At 41.3% G+C, this 24,141-nt stretch carries 21 protein-coding genes; 17 read left to right on the top strand and 4 right to left on the bottom strand.

Features of this window, described 5'->3' with window-relative positions; all coding sequences use genetic code 11:
- Positions 1-11: 11 nt before the first annotated feature.
- Entirely contained in the window at positions 12-425 is a 414-nt protein-coding gene (locus U1E44_RS00980; RefSeq protein WP_322929034.1) for a DUF6691 family protein, read from the bottom strand.
- Between the two features lie 151 nt (positions 426-576).
- Entirely contained in the window at positions 577-1,134 is a 558-nt protein-coding gene (locus U1E44_RS00975) for a YeeE/YedE family protein (protein WP_322929033.1), read from the bottom strand.
- 343 nt (positions 1,135-1,477) lie between these two features.
- Here U1E44_RS00975 and U1E44_RS00970 point away from each other — a divergent pair, with 343 nt between their 5' ends.
- From U1E44_RS00970 to U1E44_RS00920, 11 genes are all read left to right on the top strand, one after another.
- Positions 1,478-2,527: a sugar phosphate isomerase/epimerase family protein gene (locus U1E44_RS00970; RefSeq protein WP_322929032.1), complete on the top strand. Its 1,050-nt coding sequence runs from the start codon at positions 1,478-1,480 to the stop codon at positions 2,525-2,527.
- A 29-nt stretch (positions 2,528-2,556) separates the two neighbouring features.
- The gene (locus tag U1E44_RS00965) at positions 2,557-3,711 is read left to right on the top strand and encodes a Gfo/Idh/MocA family protein (RefSeq protein ID WP_322929031.1); all 1,155 of its coding nucleotides are present in this window, start codon (positions 2,557-2,559) and stop codon (positions 3,709-3,711) included.
- A gap of 320 nt (positions 3,712-4,031) precedes the next feature.
- Complete coding sequence (locus U1E44_RS00960; protein ID WP_322929030.1) at positions 4,032-5,144, top strand: zinc-dependent alcohol dehydrogenase; 1,113 nt, start codon at positions 4,032-4,034, stop codon at positions 5,142-5,144.
- Between the two features lie 115 nt (positions 5,145-5,259).
- Entirely contained in the window at positions 5,260-6,267 is a 1,008-nt protein-coding gene (locus U1E44_RS00955; RefSeq protein WP_322929029.1) for an NAD-dependent epimerase/dehydratase family protein, read from the top strand.
- Positions 6,268-6,275: 8 nt separating this feature from the next.
- Positions 6,276-7,244 carry a Gfo/Idh/MocA family protein gene (locus U1E44_RS00950; RefSeq protein ID WP_322929028.1) on the top strand — a complete coding sequence of 323 codons (969 nt, stop codon included), beginning with the start codon at positions 6,276-6,278 and terminating at the stop codon, positions 7,242-7,244.
- A 20-nt stretch (positions 7,245-7,264) separates the two neighbouring features.
- Positions 7,265-7,810, top strand: coding sequence for an ASCH domain-containing protein (locus tag U1E44_RS00945; RefSeq protein ID WP_322929027.1), 546 nt, complete (start codon positions 7,265-7,267; stop codon positions 7,808-7,810).
- A gap of 150 nt (positions 7,811-7,960) precedes the next feature.
- Positions 7,961-8,353: a DUF1016 N-terminal domain-containing protein gene (locus U1E44_RS00940; RefSeq protein WP_322929026.1), complete on the top strand. Its 393-nt coding sequence runs from the start codon at positions 7,961-7,963 to the stop codon at positions 8,351-8,353.
- Positions 8,354-8,414: 61 nt separating this feature from the next.
- Complete coding sequence (locus U1E44_RS00935) at positions 8,415-11,582, top strand: PVC-type heme-binding CxxCH protein (RefSeq protein WP_322929024.1); 3,168 nt, start codon at positions 8,415-8,417, stop codon at positions 11,580-11,582.
- A gap of 308 nt (positions 11,583-11,890) precedes the next feature.
- The gene (gene katG, locus U1E44_RS00930) at positions 11,891-14,128 is read left to right on the top strand and encodes a catalase/peroxidase HPI (protein ID WP_322929023.1); all 2,238 of its coding nucleotides are present in this window, start codon (positions 11,891-11,893) and stop codon (positions 14,126-14,128) included.
- A 277-nt stretch (positions 14,129-14,405) separates the two neighbouring features.
- Positions 14,406-15,230 (top strand): thymidylate synthase, encoded by an 825-nt coding sequence (locus U1E44_RS00925; protein WP_322929022.1) that lies wholly within the window; start codon positions 14,406-14,408, stop codon positions 15,228-15,230.
- 38 nt (positions 15,231-15,268) lie between these two features.
- Positions 15,269-15,550 (top strand): DUF427 domain-containing protein, encoded by a 282-nt coding sequence (locus U1E44_RS00920; protein ID WP_322929021.1) that lies wholly within the window; start codon positions 15,269-15,271, stop codon positions 15,548-15,550.
- 26 nt (positions 15,551-15,576) lie between these two features.
- Here the strand turns inward: U1E44_RS00920 and U1E44_RS00915 are convergent, their stop codons facing one another.
- Positions 15,577-15,873, bottom strand: a complete 297-nt coding sequence (locus U1E44_RS00915; protein WP_322929020.1) for an isoamylase early set domain-containing protein — start codon at positions 15,871-15,873, stop codon at positions 15,577-15,579.
- Positions 15,874-16,028: 155 nt separating this feature from the next.
- Positions 16,029-17,111, bottom strand: coding sequence for an aminotransferase class V-fold PLP-dependent enzyme (locus U1E44_RS00910; RefSeq protein ID WP_322929018.1), 1,083 nt, complete (start codon positions 17,109-17,111; stop codon positions 16,029-16,031).
- Between the two features lie 86 nt (positions 17,112-17,197).
- Between U1E44_RS00910 and U1E44_RS00905 the strand changes: the two genes are divergently transcribed.
- The 6 genes from U1E44_RS00905 (at position 17,198) to U1E44_RS00880 (ending at position 24,105) form a co-directional block, all read left to right on the top strand.
- Entirely contained in the window at positions 17,198-17,554 is a 357-nt protein-coding gene (locus U1E44_RS00905; protein WP_322929017.1) for a 2TM domain-containing protein, read from the top strand.
- Positions 17,551-18,045 (top strand): dihydrofolate reductase, encoded by a 495-nt coding sequence (locus U1E44_RS00900; RefSeq protein WP_322929016.1) that lies wholly within the window; start codon positions 17,551-17,553, stop codon positions 18,043-18,045. Before U1E44_RS00905 ends, U1E44_RS00900 begins: the two co-directional genes overlap by 4 nt.
- A gap of 415 nt (positions 18,046-18,460) precedes the next feature.
- Positions 18,461-19,261, top strand: coding sequence for a 3-keto-disaccharide hydrolase (locus U1E44_RS00895; protein ID WP_322929014.1), 801 nt, complete (start codon positions 18,461-18,463; stop codon positions 19,259-19,261).
- A gap of 42 nt (positions 19,262-19,303) precedes the next feature.
- Positions 19,304-19,912: an LbetaH domain-containing protein gene (locus U1E44_RS00890; protein ID WP_322929013.1), complete on the top strand. Its 609-nt coding sequence runs from the start codon at positions 19,304-19,306 to the stop codon at positions 19,910-19,912.
- 234 nt (positions 19,913-20,146) lie between these two features.
- Positions 20,147-21,454: an MFS transporter gene (locus tag U1E44_RS00885; protein ID WP_322929012.1), complete on the top strand. Its 1,308-nt coding sequence runs from the start codon at positions 20,147-20,149 to the stop codon at positions 21,452-21,454.
- A 353-nt stretch (positions 21,455-21,807) separates the two neighbouring features.
- Positions 21,808-24,105: an NADP-dependent malic enzyme gene (locus tag U1E44_RS00880; protein WP_322929011.1), complete on the top strand. Its 2,298-nt coding sequence runs from the start codon at positions 21,808-21,810 to the stop codon at positions 24,103-24,105.
- Positions 24,106-24,141 lie beyond the last annotated feature (36 nt).

Raw genomic sequence — 24,141 nt, 5'->3', positions numbered from 1 at the left:
CACCGAGCCACCTAGTGTGGCAATTTATCTTTTAACAAACCGTACACAAACGTGCCAATTAAGGCTGCAAAAATAACGAGCAGCATACTTAAAACACCCGTGCCTAAAAGAATATACATGGGCCCGGGACAAGCACCGGCAAGTGCCCACCCCAACCCGAAGACTGTGCCGCCAAGCAAGGCACTTTTATAATTTTTTTGTTTCTCAGGTACATTTATGCGTTGCCCATTGCTGTTTTTTATTCCGGCTTTTTTTAAAAAATATAAGGCTAGTATTCCGGTGAGCACGGCTGTACCTATAATACCATACATATGAAAGGATTGAAATTTAAACATTTCAAAAATGCGATACCAGGATACGGCTTCCGATTTTACGAGGACAATCCCAAAAAATATACCTACAAATACATATTTTAAAAGTTTCATTCGGATCAATTTAAGTTGAATAGTTTATTCTAAATATTTTACGTCATACCCCACATAAGTGCTATTGCCCATACCTCTTTTAATTTCTTCCTTCGCTATCGTCAAGGCAAATTTCTTAGTGATTTTAAAGTGCTCATAAGGGTTTTATGAACTAGAAAATTAACGGTAACAAAAAATGAGTCATTACTAAGCCCCCAATAAAAAACCCTATTACGGCAATGAGGGAAGGTAACTGCAAGTTGCTAAGTCCGGTAATGGCATGTCCGGAAGTACAGCCGTCTGCATAACGTGTTCCAAATCCTATTAAAAACCCGGCAAGAAGTAAAATGGAAATGCCTTTTAACGTAAGTACACTATCCCAACCGTAAATTTCTTCCGGGAGTAAAGACGCTCCCACATTAGTAAAACCCATAGCTTGCAAATCGTCAACCGTTTCAGGATTCAGTGCTATGGTAGCGCCGTCCGACAGGAAAAACACGCCGATAAAACCCCCGATAATCGCACCGATGACCACGGCTAAATTCCAACGGTTTGCCTTCCAATCGAACTTAAAAAAGTCTGAAAACTTGTCTGCTCCTGCAATACTGCATAGGGTTTTAAGATTGGAAGACATCCCAAACGTCTTTCCAAAATAAACCAATAACAACATTACCAAGCTAATCAACGGACCCGTAACATACCACGGCCAAGGCTGCAAAATAACTTCCATAGGTTTTGTTTTTTGCAAATATAGGATGAAATACGATTTCCAAGATAAAACGGCGTTCTTATTGCGTTTTATAATATGCTTTCGACAGCGTCTTAGCTTCGCTTACAGGTGTAATTTATCCTTAATTTTACGTAAAATTCGTTTAGGATGACAAAAAAGTATCAAATTTTAGCAGAATACAGGAAACAGGAACACCTTATCTGCATTAGTTTTGTAGATGTTCGTTGATAAGATTTTATAGTAAGAGTTTGGATTTTCTCAAAATAGATTAACTTTAATTGCTTAATCCATAGTTTCAATTGCTTTTTATAAGAAATTCTAAAATGCACAAAACCATAAGTACATGCAAGAACATAATTACCCTAAACTCCATAACGCTTCGTGGCCGGGCGTAGTAGGAAAAGGGCACGATTCAGAGCCACCCATTTCTTTAGATACTATAATAGACCTCACTGCCAAGGCAGAGGTTAATGGAGTAAAATTTGACGGTTTTGATCTGTTTCTATTTGACCCTCACATGAATATTGACTCCACCGAAGACGACATTAAAAAAATGGCTGATAAAGCGCGTTCCAGAAATCTTGAAATTGGCAGTTTGGTGGCGCCGGTTTGGACACCCACCGGGGGTGGTTCTGCCATGGGCACCCAAGAAGAGCGGCGGCAGTTCGTTACTCAAGTGCGAAAATCCTGCGTAATTGCTCAAAAACTAAGAGAATTAGGAGTTCGTCCTAACGGGGTTATCCGCATCGATTCTTCTGTAGATCCTGCCTCATGGGACGCAGACCCTGTAGGGAATACAAAACGTATTGCGCAAACCTTTCGTGAAGCCTGCGATGTTGCCGCAGATTATGGAGAATCCTTGGCAGCGGAAGGTGAAATTTGTTGGGGCGGAATGCATGGCTGGAAATCCATGTTAAACACCTTAGAAGAAGTTAACAGACCTAATATCGGATTTCAAGCAGATATGGCGCATACCTTATTGTATCTGTTGGGATATAACAAGGAAGATGAACGGATACTTCCGGTCGATTTTCAATGGGAAGACAGAGCAACGCTTACGGAAGGTCTCAAAACCTTAACCAAAGCACTTCGACCTTGGACCATCGATTTTCATGTGGCACAGAACGATGGAACTGTTTTTGGAGCCGGAACCCATGATAAGACGGGAAGGCATTGTTTAGCTACCGATCCCAATGGAAAACTAGATATAGCCACAGATGCTGGTCATTGGCTGCGCAATGAAGATGGAAGCCTTACCAAACGGTTTAAGCATATTTGTTGGGACGGTTGTATGTTTCCTAATGAAGTAATGATGCAACAAAAAACATGGAACGATATTTTGGCCACCATGATAGAAGTACGCAAGCGACATGGTTGGTTTGAGGCAGAATAGGATTTAAAAACATAGCTAAAACGATAAAAATGGCAAAAAAGAAAGCGCTTAGAATAGGATTAATTGGGTATGGCTTCATGGGCAGAACCCATTCCAATGCGTATAAGAGGGTGGGCGATTTTTTTCCGGAATTGGAATATCAACCCGTATTAAAGGCGGTATGCGCCCGGAATCCGGAAAGGGTTCAAGCCTTTGCCGAACAATGGGGCTATGAATCGGTTGAAACAGATTGGAAGGTATTGCTTGCACGCGAGGATATTGATGCCATAGATATTTGCACCCCCAATAATATGCATGCAGAAATAGCCATAGCTGCTGCCAAAGCAGGAAAAATGATCCTTTGTGAAAAACCCTTGGCCAGAACCATTGCCGAAGGGCAACCTATGGTAGATGCCGTGGAAAAAGCAGGAGTTAAAAATACGGTTTGGTACAACTACCGAAGGCTTCCCTCTGTCACATTAGCCAAACAACTTATCGATGCCGGAAAATTGGGGCGTATTTTTCATTATCGCGCTAATTTCCTTCAAGATTGGACTATTAGTCCGGAACTTCCCCAAGGAGGAGAGGGTTTATGGCGTTTAGATAATGATGCCGCCGGCTCCGGGGTAACCGGAGATCTTTTGGCGCATTGCATCGATACAGCCATGTGGCTAAATGGGGGCATCAAAGATGTATCGGCAATGACCGAGACCTTTATTAAGGAACGAGTACATACTCAAACGGGGGAAGTACAAAAGGTAGGAATAGATGATGCTTGTATTTTTCATTGTCATTTTGACAACGGTTCCCTTGGATTGTTTGAGTCCACACGCTATGCACGCGGTCATAAAGCCTTGTACACTTTTGAAATTAATGGGGAACACGCCTCCATAAAATGGGACTTGCACGACCTGAATCGATTAGAGTATTTTGATCATAGAAATGCTTCGGAGGAACGGGGCTGGCGGTCCATACATGTTACCGATGGCGATCATCCGTATATGGACAAATGGTGGGTACCGGGATTATCTATTGGATACGAACATAGCTTTGTACATCAGGTAGCCGATTTTTTGAAGAGTATAGAGGACGGAACCCCTTGTTCGCCAACTTTTAAAGAAGCACAAGAAACACAAAAAGTTTGTGAGGCGGTATTAGAATCAGCAAAAACAAAAAGCTGGAAAGATACCGGTGTAACGTGGTAAGTTTTTGTTGATGTGCCGTTTTTTAGTAAAATGCCATTTCCAGCCCACTGTAAAAAAGCAATAGGCGAATAAAATTGATATACATTGAGAACGAACACCGTATTTTTTAAAATTGAATATTCGGTATTTCGGATTTTGGAAGTTAAAGAATTGAAGCGTAAATGGATATGTTTTTAACTAATCGAATAATTACTTACGAATAACAAAAACGAACTTCTAAAAGTGTAAATTCAAATAGCCAACAGCCAACCGCCAACAGAATAGCCATTAACCATTTACAATTAAAACACACTGTACTCATATTAAAAATAACTATTTAAATGGGAGTTTCAATACAAGGGTTTTGTCTACATGGCAAGGAAAAAATAACACCTACCTCGGAGGGACTGGTTACCAGAAACACTGCCGTTGTTGATATGGAATTGCCCACTTTAAAGCACGGGGAAATTTTGGCAAAGACACTCTATACAGGGATTTGCGGTTCCGACAATAGTGCGGCTCTAGGCAAACCCAATTTCGATTGGGTAGAGCGCCCCCGAATTATTGGTCACGAATTCAGTGCAGAGGTACTAGCCACAGGGCCCGGAAATCATGGGAATGTAAAAGTGGGCGATATTTTTACTCCTTTGGCCATGTTGGGTTGTCAGGATGAAAATTGTCCCGCATGCAGTGTGGCGAAATGGAATTTATGTCCCTCCAAACAAATCATCGGTTTTCATAGAAATGGGGGATTTGGTCAGCAGGTTATTCTGGAATCGGATCGTGTGGTTCATTTACTGCCCGGACTAACACCGGAACAAGGAGCCTTGGTAGAACCGCTTTCGGTTGTAGTCAATGCGCTTCATAATAAATGCCATATCAAACCCGGTCAGGATGTGGTAGTTACGGGTTGTGGTATCATCGGATTAATGTCGGCCGAATTGGCCAGAGCTGCAGGAGCAAGGGTGGCTATTACAGGAATTGCCCATGACAGGGATATTCGGTTAAAAAAGGCGAAAGAACGGGGATTTATCACTATAGAAGTTTCTATGGACCGACCACTAAAACTGCAATTGGAAGAAGGAATATCGGATGCTATAGGTATTTCCTTTGGAAGTCACGGTAAGGTTGATTTGTTAATTGAATGCTCCGGAGTGCCACAGGTGCTTACCGAAGCCATTTCCGTAGTACGACCGGAAGGAGATATCTGTGTTATTGCCACCTATCCAAAAGATGTGGAAATCAATGCCACGCATTTAACGAGAACCTCTTTAAATATGAGAGGCTCCATGGGATCCTGTCGCGAAGACTATATGGTAGCTCAAAAATTACTTTTGACCGATATTTTTCCCGCAGCTCATTATATCAATCAATATGATTTTGTAGATATTACTCAGGCCTTTGAAGATTCCATTAAGGCGAATAATGTAAAGGCAGTGATTAAAATGAATTGACAATGCCTTCAATGTGAAAACGGGATAATGTGGAAATGTGAAAATTTGTGAATTTAAAGATTGATAAATTTTAGAAAAAATAATAGTAAGGGTGTACAAAAATTAAAGGAAGGAAATGCAAACCATATTTATCACAGGAGGAACAGGGTGTATAGGATCAGTCACCATTTACAAATTATTACAATCTAATGAGGTAACTAAAATTGTAATCGCCACCCGATCCAATAACACAGATCCCTTGAAGCTGTGGTTTGGGGAAGAATTGAGTCCAAAGCTGGAATTTGTTCAGGTAGATGTAGCCGATTATAAAGGGTTGGAATCCGTGTTGTTAGAGGTTAATCCCACCCATATTATTCATTTGGGGGCGTATCAAAGTCCGGATTGCTCCAAATACCATATCGCAGGAATGGAAATTAATACCGGAGGTACCATGGCTTTGTTTGATGCCGCTGAGAAGCTACCCAATTTAAAACGGTTCGTTTTTGCCAGTTCGGCGGCAGTATACGGAATGCGGTCTATGTACCCTGAACCGGGAATTACAGAAGATGCAGCTTTGGCACCACCAAACCATTACGGCATTTGGAAGTTGGCAGGGGAACATTTGGCCAGACTATTCTATGATACCACCAAGATACCTACCCTTTGTTTGCGGATTAATACCACCTATGGAAAAGGACGAGATAAGGGAAAAACTTCGGCACCCACCAATGCGCTTAAGGCCATTGCTATGGGAACGGTTACCGGAAAAAAAATACCTTTTGAAATGCCTTATAATGGCCGTGAAAATTATCATTTTGTGGAAGATGTGGGAGCTCATTTTGCCGCCTGTACGTTGCAACCCTATGACGGATTTGGAGCTTTTAACATTCATGGCGAAACCATTGCCATCGATACTTTTTTGGATATTGTAAAAGAAGAAGCCAACGCCTTAGGAATGGGCGATTTTGTGCAACTGTCCATAGCCGAAGGAGCCGAACCCAATTTGTTTGTATCCGATTTGAGTCACGCTAAAATAGCAGCTACGTTTAGCGATTTACCACGTACTTCCATCCCGGAAGGGGTACGTAAATCCCTCCAAGAATTTCAGGAAATGGCAAAGAAAGGAATATTAGAATTTTCATAAAAAAACAAATGCGAACCATAAAAATAGGATTACTCGGCTCGGGAGATGTAGCCGATTTACATGCCGAAGCCATAAACACTCTTCCGGGAGCGGTGCTGGTCGGACTCTGGAACCGCACAGCAGAAAAGGGCAAGCAAAAAGCTGCGCAGTATGGCTGTACAACTTATGCCACGGAGGAAGATCTTTTTAACGACCCCGAAATTGATGCCGTTTTCATAGTAACCAATATGGAAACCCACTGCGAATATACCTTACGAGCCGCTGCTGCGGGAAAGCATATTTTAGTAGAAAAACCGGCAGCTTCTAACATTGGAGAACTAGAGAAAATGCAAAAAGCGGTGGCGCAAGCAGGGGTACTCTGTATGCCGGTACACAATTATATTTACGAGGCAGGGATTCAGCGAACCAAAACCATGATCGATAGTGGTAAATTGGGGACAATAACCCAGTTTTATATGCTCTACAATATTCATCATGCAGACGAAATACGAGCGCGGTATCCCGGTGTTATCCGGCAGATTTTAACCCATCACAGCTATACCATGCTGTATCTGGCAGGGATGCCAAAGACCATTTCATGTTTAAAGTATACGGTAGATGCTACGCTAGCGCCTCAGGAAAATGTAGCCATGGCCAACATGCAGATGGAAAATGGAAGCCTGAGCCATCTTTGTGCCAGTTTTGCCAATGATGATCATGCCGGAGATCCATGGACCTGTATGATTAAAGTGATGGGCACCAAAGGAAGTGCCCGGTATAGCTATAGGGATTGGGTAATCAATGAGCGCAATGGACCGCATTCCCAAACCTATTTTTGCTATCCGGAATCGATCAAAAATACAGCCACTCATTTTATCAACAATGTGGTAAGAAACAACGAAAAGCCCCTTTCCAGTTTGGAAGATGCTATTACGTGTCAGCGCATTATTGAGGCCTGTGAAAAGTCGGTTTTGGAGGGAGTTCATGTGCAATTTTAGCCCACAACAAGAAAAATATAATGAAGCAATTTACAATCATATTTTTTTTGGTTTTCATTAGCTGTAAGAACGTATCAAAAATTGAAAGCCGCGTAGACAAAACAGTTTATGAAATGTGGAACAACTACACCAAATCGAATCCAGAATTTAAAAACAGTGAAATCCCAGAATCATGGTATTTCCATACTAATAGGGAAGATGCGAATCGGCTTGCAGCATTAACTGTGAATGGAAAAAAGAAAGCTGCTTCCGGATTATATGCTTGGTATAAAGAAGCTAATGCGGATTTACCAAAAATCGGAACAAAACATATTATAACTGATTTCGATGGAAAAGCACAGGCGATAATCGAAATAAAAAAAGTAGATACCATTCCATTTAATAAGATATCCAAAGATTATGCGGAACTGGATATGGGAACTACAAAGGAAGCACTCAAAAAATGGAAAAAAGCACATTGGGACTTTTTTGAAAGCACACTAGGAGAAAGTAATTCAAAACCAACAGAAGAAATGCTAGTTGTTTGCGAACGATTTGAAAAAATCTGGCCAAAATTGAAACTATAGCGATTGGGTTTGATACATTAAATAATACCAATAAATGGTATTGAGACATATCTTTACGATCTACCAAATATGGAAAGTGAGTGACTGCCTCAAAAAAATCAAATGAACTAATTTAAAGGCATTTCTTTTAAATGTGGGCTTACAAAAAAAATGGATATACGACTTGCAAATAAAATTCAACTTATAAAACAATCTAGGATTAATGCCATTAGAGCCGTAAACCATCAATTGATCAACCTTTATTGGAACATTGGGGAACAGATATGCAAGAAACTTGAAAAATCGGAATGGGGTGATGGTGTATTTACGGAATTAGCCAAGTATATCCAACACAATGAACCTGAATTAAAAGAGTTCTCCGACAAAAACATTTGGAGAATGAAGCAGTTTTATGAGACGTATAAGGTACGTCTAAAACTCTCAACGCTGTTGATGGAAATAAGTTGGTCGTATAATTTGGCAATATTCTCAAGGTGGAAGAGCAGTGAGAATAGGGCATTTTACATGAATATTACCAAACAAGGGAATTACAAGTTTAAATAACTCAATCTTTTTGAACGGATGAAAAATAATAAACCCCACAATCAACCAAACTAAATTAATTATGCCTGTTAAAAATAAAATTATACTGCCTATATTCTTCCTAACTGTTTTAGGTTTGCTTGTTCAAAGCTGTGAAAAATCTGAAAAGACCTTAGCATTAAAAAAAGAGGCTCATATTGTCTTAATAGGCAATAATCTGGCCTCCAGAATGCTGCATTTTGATCATTTTGAAACGGAAATGCAACTGCGCTATCCGGATAGTTTATTACGCTTTAGGAATATGGGCGATGGAGGAAACACACCCGGTTTCAGGCCCCATTCTTCCCGCAATTCGCCTTGGGCTTTTCCGGGAGCTGAAAAATTTCAAACCGAATTAGCGCAAAATTCGGGCAGTGAAGGACATTTTGAAACGGAAGACGAGTGGCTTGCCCGACTAAAAGCAGATATCATCATCGCTTTTTTCGGGTATAATGAATCGTTTCAAGGGGAAGCCGGCCTCGAAAATTACAAAGCAGAACTTCGGGCGTTTATTGCGCATACCAAAAATCAAAAATATAACGGTAAGAATGCACCACAACTGGCTTTGGTTTCACCTATTGCTTTTGAAGACTTGTCGGCTCAACGAGATCTACCCAATGGCGAAAAGGAAAATGAGAATTTAGCACGGTATACAGAAGCTATGAAAGAGGTAGCTGCCACCGATAGTATCTTTTTTGTGGATGCATTTAATGCCTCAAAAACATGGTATGCTGAAGAAAGTGAGAATGTAACCGCAGATGGCTTTCAGTTAAACGATTTGGGCTATCAAAAATTGGGAAAATTGTTGGCAGACACGCTTTTTGGCACTGTAAAAAGTAAGGCAGAAGAAAACAGAAAATTGGTATATAATGCCATTTTAGAAAGAAATTGGTTCTGGCACAATGATTTTAAAATACCCAACGGGGTACATGCTTACGGAAGGCGTTTTGATCCCTTTGGGCCGGACAATTATCCGGCTGAAATTGAAAAAATAAGAGAAATGACCGCCATACGGGACAAAGCGATTTGGGCGGCTACGAAAGGCCAAAAAGTAAATCTAGCTGCCGAAGACGCAAAGACAAAAACCTTACCTCCGGTAGCAACCAATTACAGGTCGAATGATAAGGAAGCAGGGCCAAAATATCTTTATGGAGAGGATGCCTTACATACCATAAAGGTGGCAGAAGGATATAAAATTGAATTATTTGCTTCGGAGGCAGAATTTCCGGATTTGGCCAATCCAACCCAAATCTCTTTTGACAACAAAGGACGATTGTGGGTAGGGGTGATGCCCAGCTATCCGCATTACCGACCGGGGGATAGTAAACCTAATGACAAGCTCCTAATTTTAGAAGATACCAATGGGGACGGTAAGGCCGATACACAGACCATTTTTGCAGACGGTCTTCATTTGACCATTGGTTTTGAATTTGCTCCGGAAGGAGTTTATGTCTCCCAAGGGACTAATTTGGTGCTAATAACGGATACCGATGGAGATGACAAAGCTGACACCAAGGAAATTATTTTAAGCGGCTTCGACGATCACGATACCCATCATGCCATTAGTGCCTTTACTACAGATCCGTCCGGGGCGCTCTTTATGGCCGAAGGTGTATTTCTGCATACCAATGTAGAAACCGCCTACGGACCTGTTCGCGCCACCAATGGCGGCTTTTATCGGTACAGTCCGCAACGGCACCACTTAGAGCGTACCGCACAATTATCCATTCCCAATCCGTGGGGTATTGCTTTTGACGATTGGGGGCAACAGTTCTTTGCCCATACCTCGGGTCCGGATATGACTTGGATGATGCCGGGCACGCTAAAACCCCGCTACGGGGTTGCTTCGCCTCTGCCCAAAAACCTCATTGAAGAGAAACACCGCGTTCGACCAACTTCCGGACTGGAATTTATATCGAGCCGTCATTTTCCCGATGATGTTCAGGGAGATATCATCATCAACAACACTATTGGTTTTTTGGGCACCAAACAGCATACCCTAAAAGATGATCCTAATTCGGCAGGATACCTCAGTACACACCGTATGGATTTGATCACTTCCAGCGATCCTAATTTTAGGCCGGTAGACATGGAGTTTGCGCCCGATGGGTCGCTCTATGTGATAGATTGGCATAATATCCTCATCGGACATATGCAGCACAACGCCCGCGATCCGTTGCGCGACCATGTGCACGGGCGCATTTATAGAATCACCTACCCGTCGCGACCTTTGGTAACACCGGCTAAAGTTGCTGGTGCTACGATTGAAGCACTTTTAGAAAACTTAAAACTCCCGGAATACCGAACTAAATATCGCACTAAAAGAGAATTAAGGGCACGAGACACCCCAGAAGTGTTGTCTAAATTAGCGGTTTGGGTGCAAAATTTGGATACGAATGACTCTAACTATGAACACCACCTGCTGGAAGCACTTTGGGTGAGTTGGGGACTGAACCAAATAGATACCGACCTGCTAAAGCACCTATTGAACGCTAAAGACTTCAGGGCCAGGGCTGCTGCCGTTAGAGTGCTGCGATATGCCGGACACCAAATTCCGGATCAAGCCGATTTGTTGCTGGTTGCGGCGCAAGATGAAAATCCACGGGTGCGTTTGGAAGCCCTTGTGGCTGCCTCTTGGCTAGAAAAAGACAAAGGGATTCCCATAGTAATCGCTGCCGGAACAATGCCTTTAGACGATTGGATGCAATTGCCTTATGAGGCCGCATTAGCGCATCTGAATGGCCATAAGCTTGGCGAGGTTCCCACCGGCCTTATAGAAGATACGGAACTTAAAGATGAGGAATTGTCGCTTTACCTAAAAGGAGAAGAAATTTACAAACGAGAAGGATTTTGTATGACCTGTCACCAACCCGATGGTAAGGGGCTAAGTGCTTCTCAATTTCCGCCTTTAGCCGGTTCTAAATGGGTTACCGGGAGTCAAGAACGCCTTATACGCCTTACGTTACATGGAATGATAGGCCCTATAGAAGTAAATGGCAAAAGCTATCCCGGTCAAGTGCCAATGACGCCTTTTGGCGGCATGTTAAACGATGAAGAAATGGCCGCCGTACTTACCTATGTGCGCAATACCTTTGGCAATAATGCCAGTAGTATTTCCGCCGAAAAAGTGAAGGCCGAACGAGAAAAGACAAAGAACAAAAAAGGATTTTATACCTCAGAAGAATTATTAAAAGACTTCCCCATGGAGTAAGCCAATTTTTCATTAAAATTTTTAGTTCACTGTAATCGTTGCCCTTTGATGATTTTGGCTTCTAGACCGTTACTTTAAATTGGATAGCAAAAAACACCTAAAATGCACCCTCATTTAAGAAAAAAATACAGCACGTAAAATGACCAATTACCTTGTTGATTCCTCTTTTTAATGGTACCTTTAAGGCTACAATAATGTTATTACACTATAGATATTTTCAATAAATCTATAAATATTATAGATAAAACTTATTGATCAAAATGTCGTAATTTAGACTTTTCAAAAGTATTAATCAATAAAAAGGAACAATGGAACACAGTAAAAACTCGAATGAATCTTATGCGACAAACGGCGAAAGCAAATGTCCTTTTAGTGGAGGATCCATTCATAAAGCAGCGGGCAGAGGTACAAAAAATAGGGATTGGTGGCCTAATCAGTTAGATTTATCGATCCTACGTCAACATTCCAATCTCACCAATCCCATGGGTGAAGATTTTAATTATGCCGAAGAATTTAAAAGTCTTGATTTACCTGCCGTAAAAAAGGATCTTGAAAAAGCACTTACCACATCGCAAGAATGGTGGCCGGCAGATTATGGCCATTATGGGCCGTTTATGATCCGCATGGCGTGGCATAGTGCAGGTACGTATCGTATTGCCGATGGTAGGGGTGGTGCCGGATTTGGCACGCAGCGTTTTGCTCCTTTGAACAGTTGGCCGGACAATGCCAATTTAGATAAGGCTCGCTTATTACTTTGGCCTATCAAACGAAAATATGGGAAAAAGCTTTCTTGGGCAGACCTCATGATTCTTGCCGGAAACGTAGCTTTAGAATCTATGGGTTTTAAAACTTTTGGTTTCGGAGGAGGACGCACCGATGTATGGGAACCTGCGGAAGATATTTATTGGGGTTCTGAAGGCGAATGGCTGGGTGATAAACGTTATGCGGGCGATCGCGAATTAGAAAATCCTTTAGGTGCTGTACAAATGGGCCTTATTTACGTAAACCCTGAAGGGCCTAACGGCAACCCTGATCCGCTTGCTGCAGCTAAGGATATTCGGGAGACCTTTGGCAGAATGGCGATGAACGATGAGGAAACAGTTGCACTCATTGCAGGTGGGCATACCTTTGGTAAGGCGCACGGCGCAGCAGATCCCGGTAAATATGTGGGTGTAGAACCTGCGGCTGCCGGTATTGAAGAACAAAGCCTAGGGTGGAAAAACACCTTCGGTAGTGGCAATGCAGGCGATACTATTACCAGTGGACTAGAAGGCGCATGGACTACCACACCGACAAAATGGAGCAATAATTATTTTTGGAACCTTTTTGGTTATGAATGGGAATTAACCAAAAGTCCGGCCGGAGCCAATCAATGGATTCCAAAGCATGGAATGGGTGCAAATACCGTACCCGATGCTCATGATCCGGCCAAAAGACATGTTCCTATCATGTTTACAACAGATCTTGCACTTAAAGTAGATCCCATTTATCACGATATTTCGAGACGTTTTTTAGATAATCCCGATCAATTTGCAGATGCGTTTGCCAAAGCTTGGTTTAAGTTGACGCATCGTGACATGGGCCCTGTAGCCCGGTATTTGGGTCCGGAAGTTCCTAAGGAAACGTTGCTTTGGCAAGATCCAATTCCGGCTGCTTCTTATAAAACCATCACAGAAGAAGATATTACGCTTCTAAAGGATAAGATTGAAGCTTCTGGTTTGTCTGTATCTCAGTTAGTATCCACGGCATGGGCATCGGCATCTACCTTTAGAGGTTCGGATAAACGAGGGGGTGCCAACGGTGCTCGAATTGCACTCGCACCTCAAAAAGACTGGGAAGTAAATCAACCTAAGGAATTGGCTACCGTACTTAAGACCCTTGAAGGCATTAAAAATGATTTTAATACCTCTCAATCCGGTGACAAACAGGTTTCTCTTGCCGATCTTATTGTCTTGGCAGGAGGTGTGGGTATAGAACAGGCCGCAAAAAAGGCTGGACATAAAATTAACGTACCTTTTACGCCCGGCCGTACCGACGCTTCTCAAGAACAAACAGATATAGCATCTTTTGCCGCACTTGAACCGGCTGCTGATGGCTTCCGAAATTATTTCAATGCAAAACACCGCGCTTCTGCTGAAGAAATGTTGCTCGATAAAGCGCAGTTGCTAACCCTCACAGCTCCCGAAATGACTGTGCTTTTAGGCGGTTTACGCGTTTTGAATACCAACTTTGATCAATCGAATCACGGAGTGTTTACACAAAACCCGGAGGTGCTTACCAATGATTTCTTTGTGAATTTATTGGATTTAGGCACCACTTGGCAAAGCACTTCGGATGCACAAAATGTGTTTGAAGGACGCGATCGTATTAGCGGCGACGTGAAATGGATAGGTACTAGGGTTGATCTTATTTTTGGATCTAACTCCGAACTCCGAGCGCTTGCCGAGGTCTACGCTTGTGAGGATAGCAACGAAAAGTTCCTGAACGACTTTGTAACCACTTGGTGCAAAGTGATGAATCTGGACCGATTTGATTTGGTTTCGTAAGGAGTAGCAAAATTTAAAACAAAAGGAGGCTTGGAAACGAGCCTCTTTTTTTATTGGTTATATTTGGTACGCCAGCAGGACTCTGCGCTATATAAAAACCTTAGAGTTTCATCTAAAAGAATCAATAGAAAAGATCCATCATCGTATCAGAATGTGCCTAAACCTGTCGTTAATAAATATTGATAATTAATACCCCCAAGGCTAGACTCACGGTATCGTATATTGTATTTTTACGAGGATTCTGAACTAAAAATTCCTTCTTAAGAATCTAAGGGCAATGAAACAATATCACGATTTACTAAGGCACGTTTTGCAAAATGGCCATCAAAAAGGAGACAGAACCGGTACCGGTACCCTAAGTGTTTTCGGGTACCAAATGCGATTTGACCTGGGTGAAGGTTTTCCTATGGTGACTACCAAAAAACTTCATCTTAAATCTATTGTACACGAGTTGCTTTGGTTTTTAAAGGGAGATACCAACATTGCGTATTTACAAGAAAACGGCGTTCGTATCTGGAATGAATGGGCAGACGAAAATGGAAATCTTGGCCCCGTATATGGCCACCAATGGCGCAATTGGAACAATGAAGACATCGACCAAATTACCGAAATTATCGCTACCCTTAAAAGCAATCCTAACAGTCGACGCATGTTGGTAACCGCATGGAATCCGGGCGTTTTGCCTGACAGTTCCATTTCTTTTTCAGAAAATGTGGCTCGTGGAAAGGTTGCCTTACCTCCTTGCCATGCTTTTTTTCAATTTTATGTGGCAAATGGTAAATTATCCTGCCAATTGTATCAGCGAAGTGCCGATATTTTTTTGGGAGTCCCATTTAATATTGCTTCTTATGCGCTTTTAACGCTTATGATTGCACAAGTTTGCGACTTAGCCCCGGGAGAGTTTATACATACGTTTGGTGATGCCCATATCTATAACAATCACATGGAGCAAGTGGAATTACAATTGAACAGAACGCCGAGACCACTACCTAAAATGATTTTAAACCCTAAGGTGAAGTCCATTTTCGATTTTACCTATGAGGATTTTACTTTGGTGGACTATAATCCTTATCCCCATATCAAAGGAATGGTGGCCGTATAACGAAATGAAGTCATTGTACACTGTAATTTTATACTAAAATGAAAGCTATTTGGAATAATGTTATTATCGCACAAAGCGATAAAACCATCGTGATAGAAAATAATCATTATTTTCCACCGGAAAGCCTTAATATGACTTTTTTTGAACCATCCGATACGCACACCACCTGCCCTTGGAAAGGAATTGCGTCCTATTATACCGTGGTTGTTCAAGGAAATAAAAATGTAGATGCCGCTTGGTACTACCCTGAGGTAAAACCTTTGGCCAAACCAATTAAGGGGTATGTAGCATTTTGGAAAGGTGTTACCATAGAAAATTAATTCTTTGGTAACACCTAAGAATCGTGTTACACTTCTAAGACACCGTTTTCGGTACCTGCAAAATCATTCCACTGAAACCGATCTGCTTCAGAATCATTTACATAAGCGCCATCGATAACATATTTAAACTCGTAGGTGTTTTCTTTCGGTAGTTCAAAAGTACCTTTGAAATTTCCGTTTTTTAATTTTTTTAAAGCACCTTCCTTAGCGCTCCATTTGTTAAAATCGCCTACAACGGCCACTTTTTTTGCGTCAGCCGCGGCTACGGTAAAGGTTACTTTGCATATGGGCTTACTCTTTAAATACTGTTTTGCTATTGCCATGATAATCCATTTTTAAATTTACGATGCAAAGCAATATATAAAAGTACTCATACACAACAAGTTAACAAAGAATTATCATTTTCATAAAAACCGCTACGCTTTCAAAAGGTTATCCTAAAAAACGGGTTCATATTTTCTGAAATAACTAAACTCCATTAGTACATTTTTAGGATCTTCACAATGCTATCAATGTCTTTTTCAAGGTTATAAAAATGAAAACTAAGGCGAATTCCGTCGCCACGTTGACTGCAAACGACATGGTGCTTCGTTACATGTTGAAACAGTTGGTCATCGCCCTTAATATTAAATATGGTACTAAGCGAGTTGCGTTTAAGAACCACATCACTGAGCAATCCTAATGCAGCGAATTCTTTTTTTGCTTTTTGGGAAAGCGCACTAAGGTGAGATTCTATACTATTTAACCCCAATTTTTCGATATACTTTAGGGAAAATTGAAGGCTTCCGAAATTAAAGGTATCCAAGTGCCCCGGTTCTAAAAGTGCACAAAAAGAGGGGTGTTCTTGTTGGGCAGCACTAAAGGCGGCGCTATGTAGCCCAATAGATTTTATATTAAATTGGCTGTGAACGGCCGCTTTGACTAAAAAAAAGCCGCAACCATACCCACCCAATAACCATTTATACGCACTGGCTCCTAAGATGTCGATGCCCGAGGTGTTAAAATTAAAATTTGTAGTACCGCAGAACTGAGTGCCATCTGCAATAATCAACACATCGGGATAGGTTTCCTTTAAAGTCTGTAAAAAACCTAGATCAATCTGAACGCCATCCAACCATTGCGTAAGACTAAGAGCAAGCACACTTATTTCTTCTCGTAGAATACAGGCCTCAATTTCTGCCTCAAGATTTTCCGTAACGGCTACATAGGAAATTGGGAATTCTCGCCGTTCGAATGGCAAATTTATCGACGGATAATCCCTGTCCAGCAATAAGACCCTACGGCGTTTATCTAGCCCTTCCAGCAGTAGATTTAATCCCAAAGAAAAATTTGGAATCAAAGCCACCTCTGTGGGGTTGCAGCCGAAAAACTGACTTACTGTCTGGCGAACGCCAATACAAAAAGCATCGCTTTTAGCTTTAAAGTGGCTCCCCCCAATTAAATAGTCTAAATCGTGTTCTTGGCGCCATTCCCATAGGTCATGGTACAACAGTCCGCAAGCGGCAGTATTCGCATAAATATGTTGCGCAGCTACCGGAAACTCATTTCGAATCTTTTCCATTGCCATTTCGGGTTAAAATGTATTAGGTTTATCTTTGTAGTAAAGATAGTTTTTGGATCGCTGCCTAAAAATTAAATTATCAGAAAATGAAACTTGAAGAACATGAGTTAATTGAATATGCGCAAAGTCGAATAAAACAAAAGAAACGACTTTATAGGCATTTCGTGTTTTTTATAATTGGCTGTATTTTTCTGTGGATTATTAATAAAAGTATGGATGTGGGAGGGCCTTCTGAGTGGTGGCTTTGGGTTGTTCTTTTTTGGTTATTTCTTTTCAGCTACCATACTTTTAATGTCTTTGTAACGCATAGATTCATGAATAGAAAGTGGGAACGTAAACAACGAGAGCAGCTGATTGCCAAGCAACGACAACGAATACAAGAACTACAAAAGGAAATTGAAGTTCATTTTCCTATGTCAGTCATTAACAAAAAAAAGGAATGAGATCACTAATTATGATAGCCGCAGCTGCGGAAAATAATACCTTAGGAAAAAATAATGCCTTATTATGGCACCTGCCGGACGATTTTAAGCGGTTTAAAAGATTAACATTGGGACACCCGATTATAATGGGCCGAAAAACCTTCGAAAGTTTTCCGAAACCCTTACCGCAGCGTAGACATATTATCATTACAAGAGACCAAGGGTACACCACACCTTTCATTGATTGTACTGTGGTGCATTCCATGGAAGAAGCTCTGGAAAAAGTAGCGGAGAATGAAGTTTCTTTTATTATTGGGGGCGGTGAAATTTATGCCCTGGGCTTGCCGTATGCCAATGTCATAGAACTTACCCGAGTACACCATTCATTTGAGGGTGATGCCTTTTTTCCCGAAATTGATGCCGCTGCATGGGAATTGATACAGCAGGAATACCACCCTAAGGATGAAAAGCACCACTATGATTTTACCTACTTCACCTATGTGCGGAAATAGGTGTTTTACATAAAAACCAAAATGGCCACTACCCTATTTCGGGAATTCCGATTAACATTCATTTAATTTGGCAATAAAGCAAAAAGCATTTAGAATCATAAATACCCAATATCATAAAGGGTTTTTACCCAAAGTTCAAGAATCTTCAACATCACCAACAAACATAAGCTTTACACGCGATTAGCACGCTTTTCCTTTTGAGTCGCATAGCCGTAAAGACTTCGGTGCAATCAGTGCTAAAATAATATCGCAAAAGGTGTAGCACCTTGCGATTGTGGAGCCATAACACCTAAAATACATACCAACGGATGTAGGGAACGTCAAAAATTTGCAACTCTGGTAATTAGTTAAAATCAAAAAAAAGATGCAATTTTAGAGGGCGTTTCAAAAATCAACCTAAAAAAAACAAATCCTTATGCAAAACCTGAAATCTGTATTTTATGCACTGATCCTCTTGGCATTTGTTTTCAGCGCATTCACTGAAATAGAAAATAGCAAGGATGATCCTGCTTCTTGGAAGCCTCTTTTTAATGGAAAAGATTTAGACGGATGGATTCCTAAAATTCACCATCACGAACTGGGCGATAATTTTGCGAACACGTTTAGGGTAGTTGACGGTAAAATTCAGGTAAATTATGATGACTATCCATCATTTAATGAACGTTATGGCCATTTGTTCTTCAAGGAATCGTTTGCCTCATTCCATTTAAAATTTCAGTACCGCTTTACGGACCAATGGCTGCAAGATGCGCCTTCGTATACCTACCGAAATAGCGGTATTATGTTTCATTCGCAAGATCCAAAAACCATTTTAAAAGAGCAAGATTGGCCCATATCGGTAGAGTACCAAATCTTAGCAGAAGAGGAAGCCGGCGTGGCGAGGCCAACCGGTAATATGTGTTCTCCGGGAACCGATGTGTTTTATAATGGCGAAAAAGACCCTAGACATTGTATTAATTCTGTTTCTAAAACCTACCCTTGGGATGAATGGGTCTCTGGCGAGCTAGTGGTGTATCGAGATTCGCTGGTAATCCACAAAGTAAATGGCGACATTGTGCTGCAATACACAAAGCCCCAAATAGGCGGTGAGGTAGCCACCGGATTCGATCCTGCCATAAAAATAGACGGTACACCCTTAACAGAGGGCTATATCGGACTTCAATCGGAAGGGCAGGGTATTGAATTTAAAGATATTCTTATAAAAGTATTCGACTAATCTTAAGAATTACGAATCATTTAATGCAATCGCCGGAATCTCATGATTACATTGCAACATTATTTTGACCACCCCCCTGTTTTAATACCCTTTGCGGACTATCAATTTCCCTGGGAAGTAACGAGTGCACTTAAGGAATTGTTAGAAAATTGTATTGCACAGCTGGGTGATGCTTTTATGATTCGGGACGGTATCGCCATTCATAAGTCGGCCACCATTGAAAAAAACGTAACCTTTAAAAGACCTGTCGTAATTATGGAAAAGGCCTATGTTGCTGCAAATACCTATTTCCGGGAAGGCGTATTTTTAGATACCTCGAGCAAAATTGGCCCGGGTTGTGAAGTAAAATGCAGCGTTATTGGCACGCATTCCGCATTGGCTCATTTTAATTATGTAGGCAATAGCCTCATTGGTGCGCATGTAAATTTTGAAGCCGGATCTATCGCCGCAAATCACTATAACGAACGAGACTCCAAAGAAATTCATGTCCATTTTAACAACACCATGATGGTAACAGGAGTATCCAAATTTGGTGCCTTGGTGGGCGATCATTGTAAAATTGGTGCCAATGCCGTGTTATCTCCTGGTACTGTCTTAGCCAAAAATAAAATTATACGTCGCTTAGAATTGGTGGAGCAAATTAAACTCTAAATCTGGCACCTTCCCCAACCGAAATCAGCCTCATAATGTACCCTGAAAACGTTTTCGGAAAATATATTGGGTGTTTTCAAGTTAAGAATCTGTTAACCATTAGATAATTATATTATATTGTAGCACATATTTTGGCTGTCTAATTATGAAATATCTATTTCCAGTGCACAAACCAACCAAAATGTACAATAAGACATAACAACTGACCTCATCGGATTAAACAAAAACAAGCAGATGAAAATTAACAAACCCGAACTAAGCTTTTGGCAAATTTGGAATATGAATGTGGGATTCTTAGGAATCCAATTCAGTTTCGGGTTGCAGCAGACAGCCATTAATCCTATTTTTTTGTTTTTAGGCGCAGCGGAAGATATGTTGCCCATTCTCAACATTGCCGGTCCTATTACCGGTCTTATCGTGCAGCCCATTATTGGTGCTATTTCAGATAAAACATGGTCTCCCAAATGGGGTCGGCGAAAGCCTTTTTTCCTCATTGGTGCCATTATTGGTAGTATTTGTTTGTTTGCCTTTCCGTTAAGTCCGGCCTTATGGTTTGCCGTGATGCTTCTGTGGATTCTGGATGTGGGCAACAATATGGCCATGGAGCCGTACAGGGCTTTTGTGGGCGACAAATTACCCGAAAAGCAATTAAGCCTTGGCTATCAAATGCAGAGTCTCTTTGTGGGTGCCGGTATTCTTTTGGCAACTTCCTCTATATTTTTATTTCAAGATTGGTTCGGAGGCGGAGAAATATCAGATGCCATAGGCACTATTCCGAAATGGTTGTACTATTCATTTTTTATTGGTGCCTTGCTCTCGGTAACCACAATTCTTTGGTCTGTTCTTAAGACACCCGAAATACCTCCCTCGCCCGAAGAGTTAGCAGAAATAAATCAAAACAAGAAATTACCGCTTCTGGAAAGAATGAAATTGCCCATCATTGAAATTGTTCGTGCAATTAAGGATATGCCTAAATTTATGTGGAAAATAGCTGCTGTTTATCTATTTCAATGGTATGCGCTTTTCGTGTATTGGCAATTTATTGTACCTCTTTTAAGGGTAACGATGAATATGGACACCTCCAATGCCGCTGCCCAGGCTGCGAAAATGAGCACCACATACAATGTGGTTACTATGGTAGTGGCTCTAGGACTAGTACCTTTAACGCTTAAATACGGTGGAAAAAAAATCTATGTGGCCAGTTTGTTGGGAACCGGTTTGGCGCTTTTAATCATCCCCTATATCTCAGATCCGCTTTATATTTTAATACCCATGGTGCTTTTTGGTATTGGTTGGGCTGCCATGATGGGCATCCCCTATACCATGGTCTCTAAAATTGTACCACAGGAAAGACGAGGGGTTTACATGGGAATATTAAATATGATGATTGTGATTCCCATGGGAATACAAACGTTGACATTTGGCCCTATCTACAGCTACCTTTTAGGTGGTAACGCTGTTAATGCAATTCTATTTGGAGGTGTTTTCTTCATTATTGCTTCCGTTTTGGCGCTGCGTTTAAATGTGCATACTGACAAATAACACGAATTGGTCCGCACATGACCTAAGGCAGTATTCATTAGAAATCCAAAATCAACAAAGATTTAGGTCTTCTGTGTGCAATAATGCGCAGTAGAACGGCTCTTTCGTTTTCCTTTTATATTCCTGCACAGCACGCTTACATGTGCGTAAGTCCGCAAAATAGGAGCATACCTATCGTATAGCATAGACATGACCGCTACGCTTTGTACCTTTCCTAAAGATACCTTTGCATCAATAAAAACAATACGATACAGACCTCTTTGTAAACTTCAATTTGGTTTTCTTTTAGTTATTCCAATTTATAAGGGCAATTCTCAAGAATACACTTAAATTTGTGATTCAAAGATTCTGATATGAGCACCGAAAAACAGCGAAGAGAAGCCTTAGTGTACCACGCAAAACCGCAACCCGGAAAAATAAAAATAGTGCCGACCAAGCCCTACGCTACACAGCGAGATCTAGGTTTGGCATATTCGCCGGGCGTAGCAGAACCCTGTTTAGAGATTGCGAAGAACAAAGACAATGTATATAAATATACTGCAAAAGGAAATATTGTTGCTGTAATATCTAATGGCACCGCCGTGTTGGGTTTGGGAGATATTGGACCGGAAGCTTCTAAACCGGTCATGGAAGGTAAGTGCCTGCTCTTCAAAATTTTTGCAGATATCGATGGTATTGATATTGAAATTGATACTAAGGATGTTGACAAATTTGTGGAAACGGTTAAAATGATTGCGCCTACTTTTGGCGGCATAAATCTGGAAGACATAAAAGCTCCGGAAGCCTTTGAAATAGAACGAAGGCTAAAGGAAGAATTAGATATTCCGGTAATGCACGATGATCAACATGGAACTGCCATTATTTCGGCCGCTGCGCTTTTAAATGCCTTAGAAATAACCGGCAAAAAAATTGAAGAAGTGCGTATCGTAGTCAGCGGAGCAGGAGCGGCAGCTGTTTCCTGTACCCGTTTATACAAGGCGTTCGGAGCCAACCCTAAGAATATTGTAATGCTAGACAGCAAAGGGGTCATCCGATCGGATCGAGAGGGGTTGTCCGAAGAAAAATTGGAGTTTGCCTCCGATCGAAAAATAGATACTCTAGATGAGGCTATGGTAGATGCCGATGTATTTATTGGGCTTTCTATAGCCAATATTGTAAGCCCCGAAATGCTGCTGTCTATGGCAAAAAACCCCGTCGTTTTTGCTATGGCCAATCCGGATCCCGAAATTGCCTATGAGTTGGCCTGTAGAACGCGCAAAGACATTATTATGGCCACAGGCCGATCTGATCACCCCAATCAGGTAAATAACGTGTTAGGATTTCCTTTTATTTTTAGAGGTGCATTGGATGTACGGGCCACAAAAATTAATGAAGCAATGAAAATGGCCGCCGTAAAGGCGTTGGCAGACCTTACCAGAGAACCTGTTCCGGAACAAGTAAATATTGCCTATGGAAAAACAAGGTTAACTTTTGGCAAAGATTACATTATACCAAAACCCTTCGATCCCAGACTCATTGCGGAAATACCCCCGGCAGTAGCACGAGCTGCAATGGAAACCGGTGTGGCAAAAAACCCTATTGAAGATTGGGACAAATACAAAGAGGAACTTTTACAGCGCTCCGGAAACGACAACAAAATTGTTCGGCTCTTGCGAGATAGAGCTCGGGTAGATCCCAAAAAAATTGTCTTTGCCGAAGCAGATCATTTAGATGTACTTAAAGCAGCTCAAATTGTCTCAGATGAGGGCATTGCCGTTCCTATATTGTTAGGCAAAAAGGAGGTTATATTAGAACTGAAAAAAGAATTAGAATTTGACGCCGATGTGCTTATTATAGATTCACATGAGGATGAAGAACATGCCAAAAGAGAGCAATACGCACAGCGTTATTTTAAAAACAGACAACGTAGTGGAGTTAGTCTTTACTCGGCCCGGCAAAAAATGAGAGAACGCACCTATTTTGGTGCCATGATGGTCTTAGAAGGTGATGCCGATGGGATGGTCACTGGCTATGCTCGTGCCTACCCTACCGTAGTAAAACCCATTTTTGAAGTTATTGGCAGAGCTGCAAATGTTAAAAAAGTATCTACCGTGCATATCATGGACACCGATAGGGGTCCGGTGTTTTTAGCAGATACTTCTATCAATATTGATCCCAATGCAGCAGAGTTGGCAGAAATCACCCAAATGACCGCCAATGTAGCTCTTACTTTTGGTTTTAAACCTGTTATAGCCTTGCTTTCATACGCCAATTTTGGATCATCGAACCATCCTCATGCCCGTAAAGTAAAGGAAGCGGTGCACATTTTGCATACAACACACCCGGAATTGGTTGTAGATGGTGAAATTCAGACCGATTTTGCCCTGAATAAGGAACTGCTCGAAAGTAAATTTCCGTTCTCTAAATTAGCAGGAAAAAAAGTGAACACGCTCATATTCCCCAACTTAGAATCGGCCAATATTACCTATAAGCTTTTAAAGGAGCTCAATGGCATAGATGCCATTGGCCCTATCATGGTGGGTCTTCGAAAATCTGTGCATATTACACAATTGGGAGCAAGTGTAGACGAAATGGTAAATATGACCGCCGTGGCCGTGATAGATGTACAAGAACGCGAGAAGCGAAAACTTGCCAAATCAAAAACGAACTAATTCGAAAATTGGGTTTAAGGCAAGGCGTCAAAATAT

The sequence above is a fragment of the Aurantibrevibacter litoralis genome (genome assembly GCF_034651555.1).
GTDB lineage: Bacteria > Bacteroidota > Bacteroidia > Flavobacteriales > Flavobacteriaceae > Aurantibrevibacter > Aurantibrevibacter litoralis.
The sequence above is the reverse complement of the archived record's forward strand: the minus strand, read 5'-3'. Positions and strand labels throughout refer to the sequence as shown.

Coding starts and splice junctions, on each gene's coding strand:
- U1E44_RS00980 (WP_322929034.1), bottom strand. CDS start 425: ATGAAACTTTTAAAATATGTATTTGTAGGTATATTTTTTGGGATTGTC.
- U1E44_RS00975 (WP_322929033.1), bottom strand. CDS start 1,134: ATGGAAGTTATTTTGCAGCCTTGGCCGTGGTATGTTACGGGTCCGTTG.
- U1E44_RS00970 (WP_322929032.1), top strand. CDS start 1,478: ATGCAAGAACATAATTACCCTAAACTCCATAACGCTTCGTGGCCGGGC.
- U1E44_RS00965 (WP_322929031.1), top strand. CDS start 2,557: ATGGCAAAAAAGAAAGCGCTTAGAATAGGATTAATTGGGTATGGCTTC.
- U1E44_RS00960 (WP_322929030.1), top strand. CDS start 4,032: ATGGGAGTTTCAATACAAGGGTTTTGTCTACATGGCAAGGAAAAAATA.
- U1E44_RS00955 (WP_322929029.1), top strand. CDS start 5,260: ATGCAAACCATATTTATCACAGGAGGAACAGGGTGTATAGGATCAGTC.
- U1E44_RS00950 (WP_322929028.1), top strand. CDS start 6,276: ATGCGAACCATAAAAATAGGATTACTCGGCTCGGGAGATGTAGCCGAT.
- U1E44_RS00945 (WP_322929027.1), top strand. CDS start 7,265: ATGAAGCAATTTACAATCATATTTTTTTTGGTTTTCATTAGCTGTAAG.
- U1E44_RS00940 (WP_322929026.1), top strand. CDS start 7,961: ATGGATATACGACTTGCAAATAAAATTCAACTTATAAAACAATCTAGG.
- U1E44_RS00935 (WP_322929024.1), top strand. CDS start 8,415: ATGCCTGTTAAAAATAAAATTATACTGCCTATATTCTTCCTAACTGTT.
- katG (WP_322929023.1), top strand. CDS start 11,891: ATGGAACACAGTAAAAACTCGAATGAATCTTATGCGACAAACGGCGAA.
- U1E44_RS00925 (WP_322929022.1), top strand. CDS start 14,406: ATGAAACAATATCACGATTTACTAAGGCACGTTTTGCAAAATGGCCAT.
- U1E44_RS00920 (WP_322929021.1), top strand. CDS start 15,269: ATGAAAGCTATTTGGAATAATGTTATTATCGCACAAAGCGATAAAACC.
- U1E44_RS00915 (WP_322929020.1), bottom strand. CDS start 15,873: ATGGCAATAGCAAAACAGTATTTAAAGAGTAAGCCCATATGCAAAGTA.
- U1E44_RS00910 (WP_322929018.1), bottom strand. CDS start 17,111: ATGGAAAAGATTCGAAATGAGTTTCCGGTAGCTGCGCAACATATTTAT.
- U1E44_RS00905 (WP_322929017.1), top strand. CDS start 17,198: ATGAAACTTGAAGAACATGAGTTAATTGAATATGCGCAAAGTCGAATA.
- U1E44_RS00900 (WP_322929016.1), top strand. CDS start 17,551: ATGAGATCACTAATTATGATAGCCGCAGCTGCGGAAAATAATACCTTA.
- U1E44_RS00895 (WP_322929014.1), top strand. CDS start 18,461: ATGCAAAACCTGAAATCTGTATTTTATGCACTGATCCTCTTGGCATTT.
- U1E44_RS00890 (WP_322929013.1), top strand. CDS start 19,304: ATGATTACATTGCAACATTATTTTGACCACCCCCCTGTTTTAATACCC.
- U1E44_RS00885 (WP_322929012.1), top strand. CDS start 20,147: ATGAAAATTAACAAACCCGAACTAAGCTTTTGGCAAATTTGGAATATG.
- U1E44_RS00880 (WP_322929011.1), top strand. CDS start 21,808: ATGAGCACCGAAAAACAGCGAAGAGAAGCCTTAGTGTACCACGCAAAA.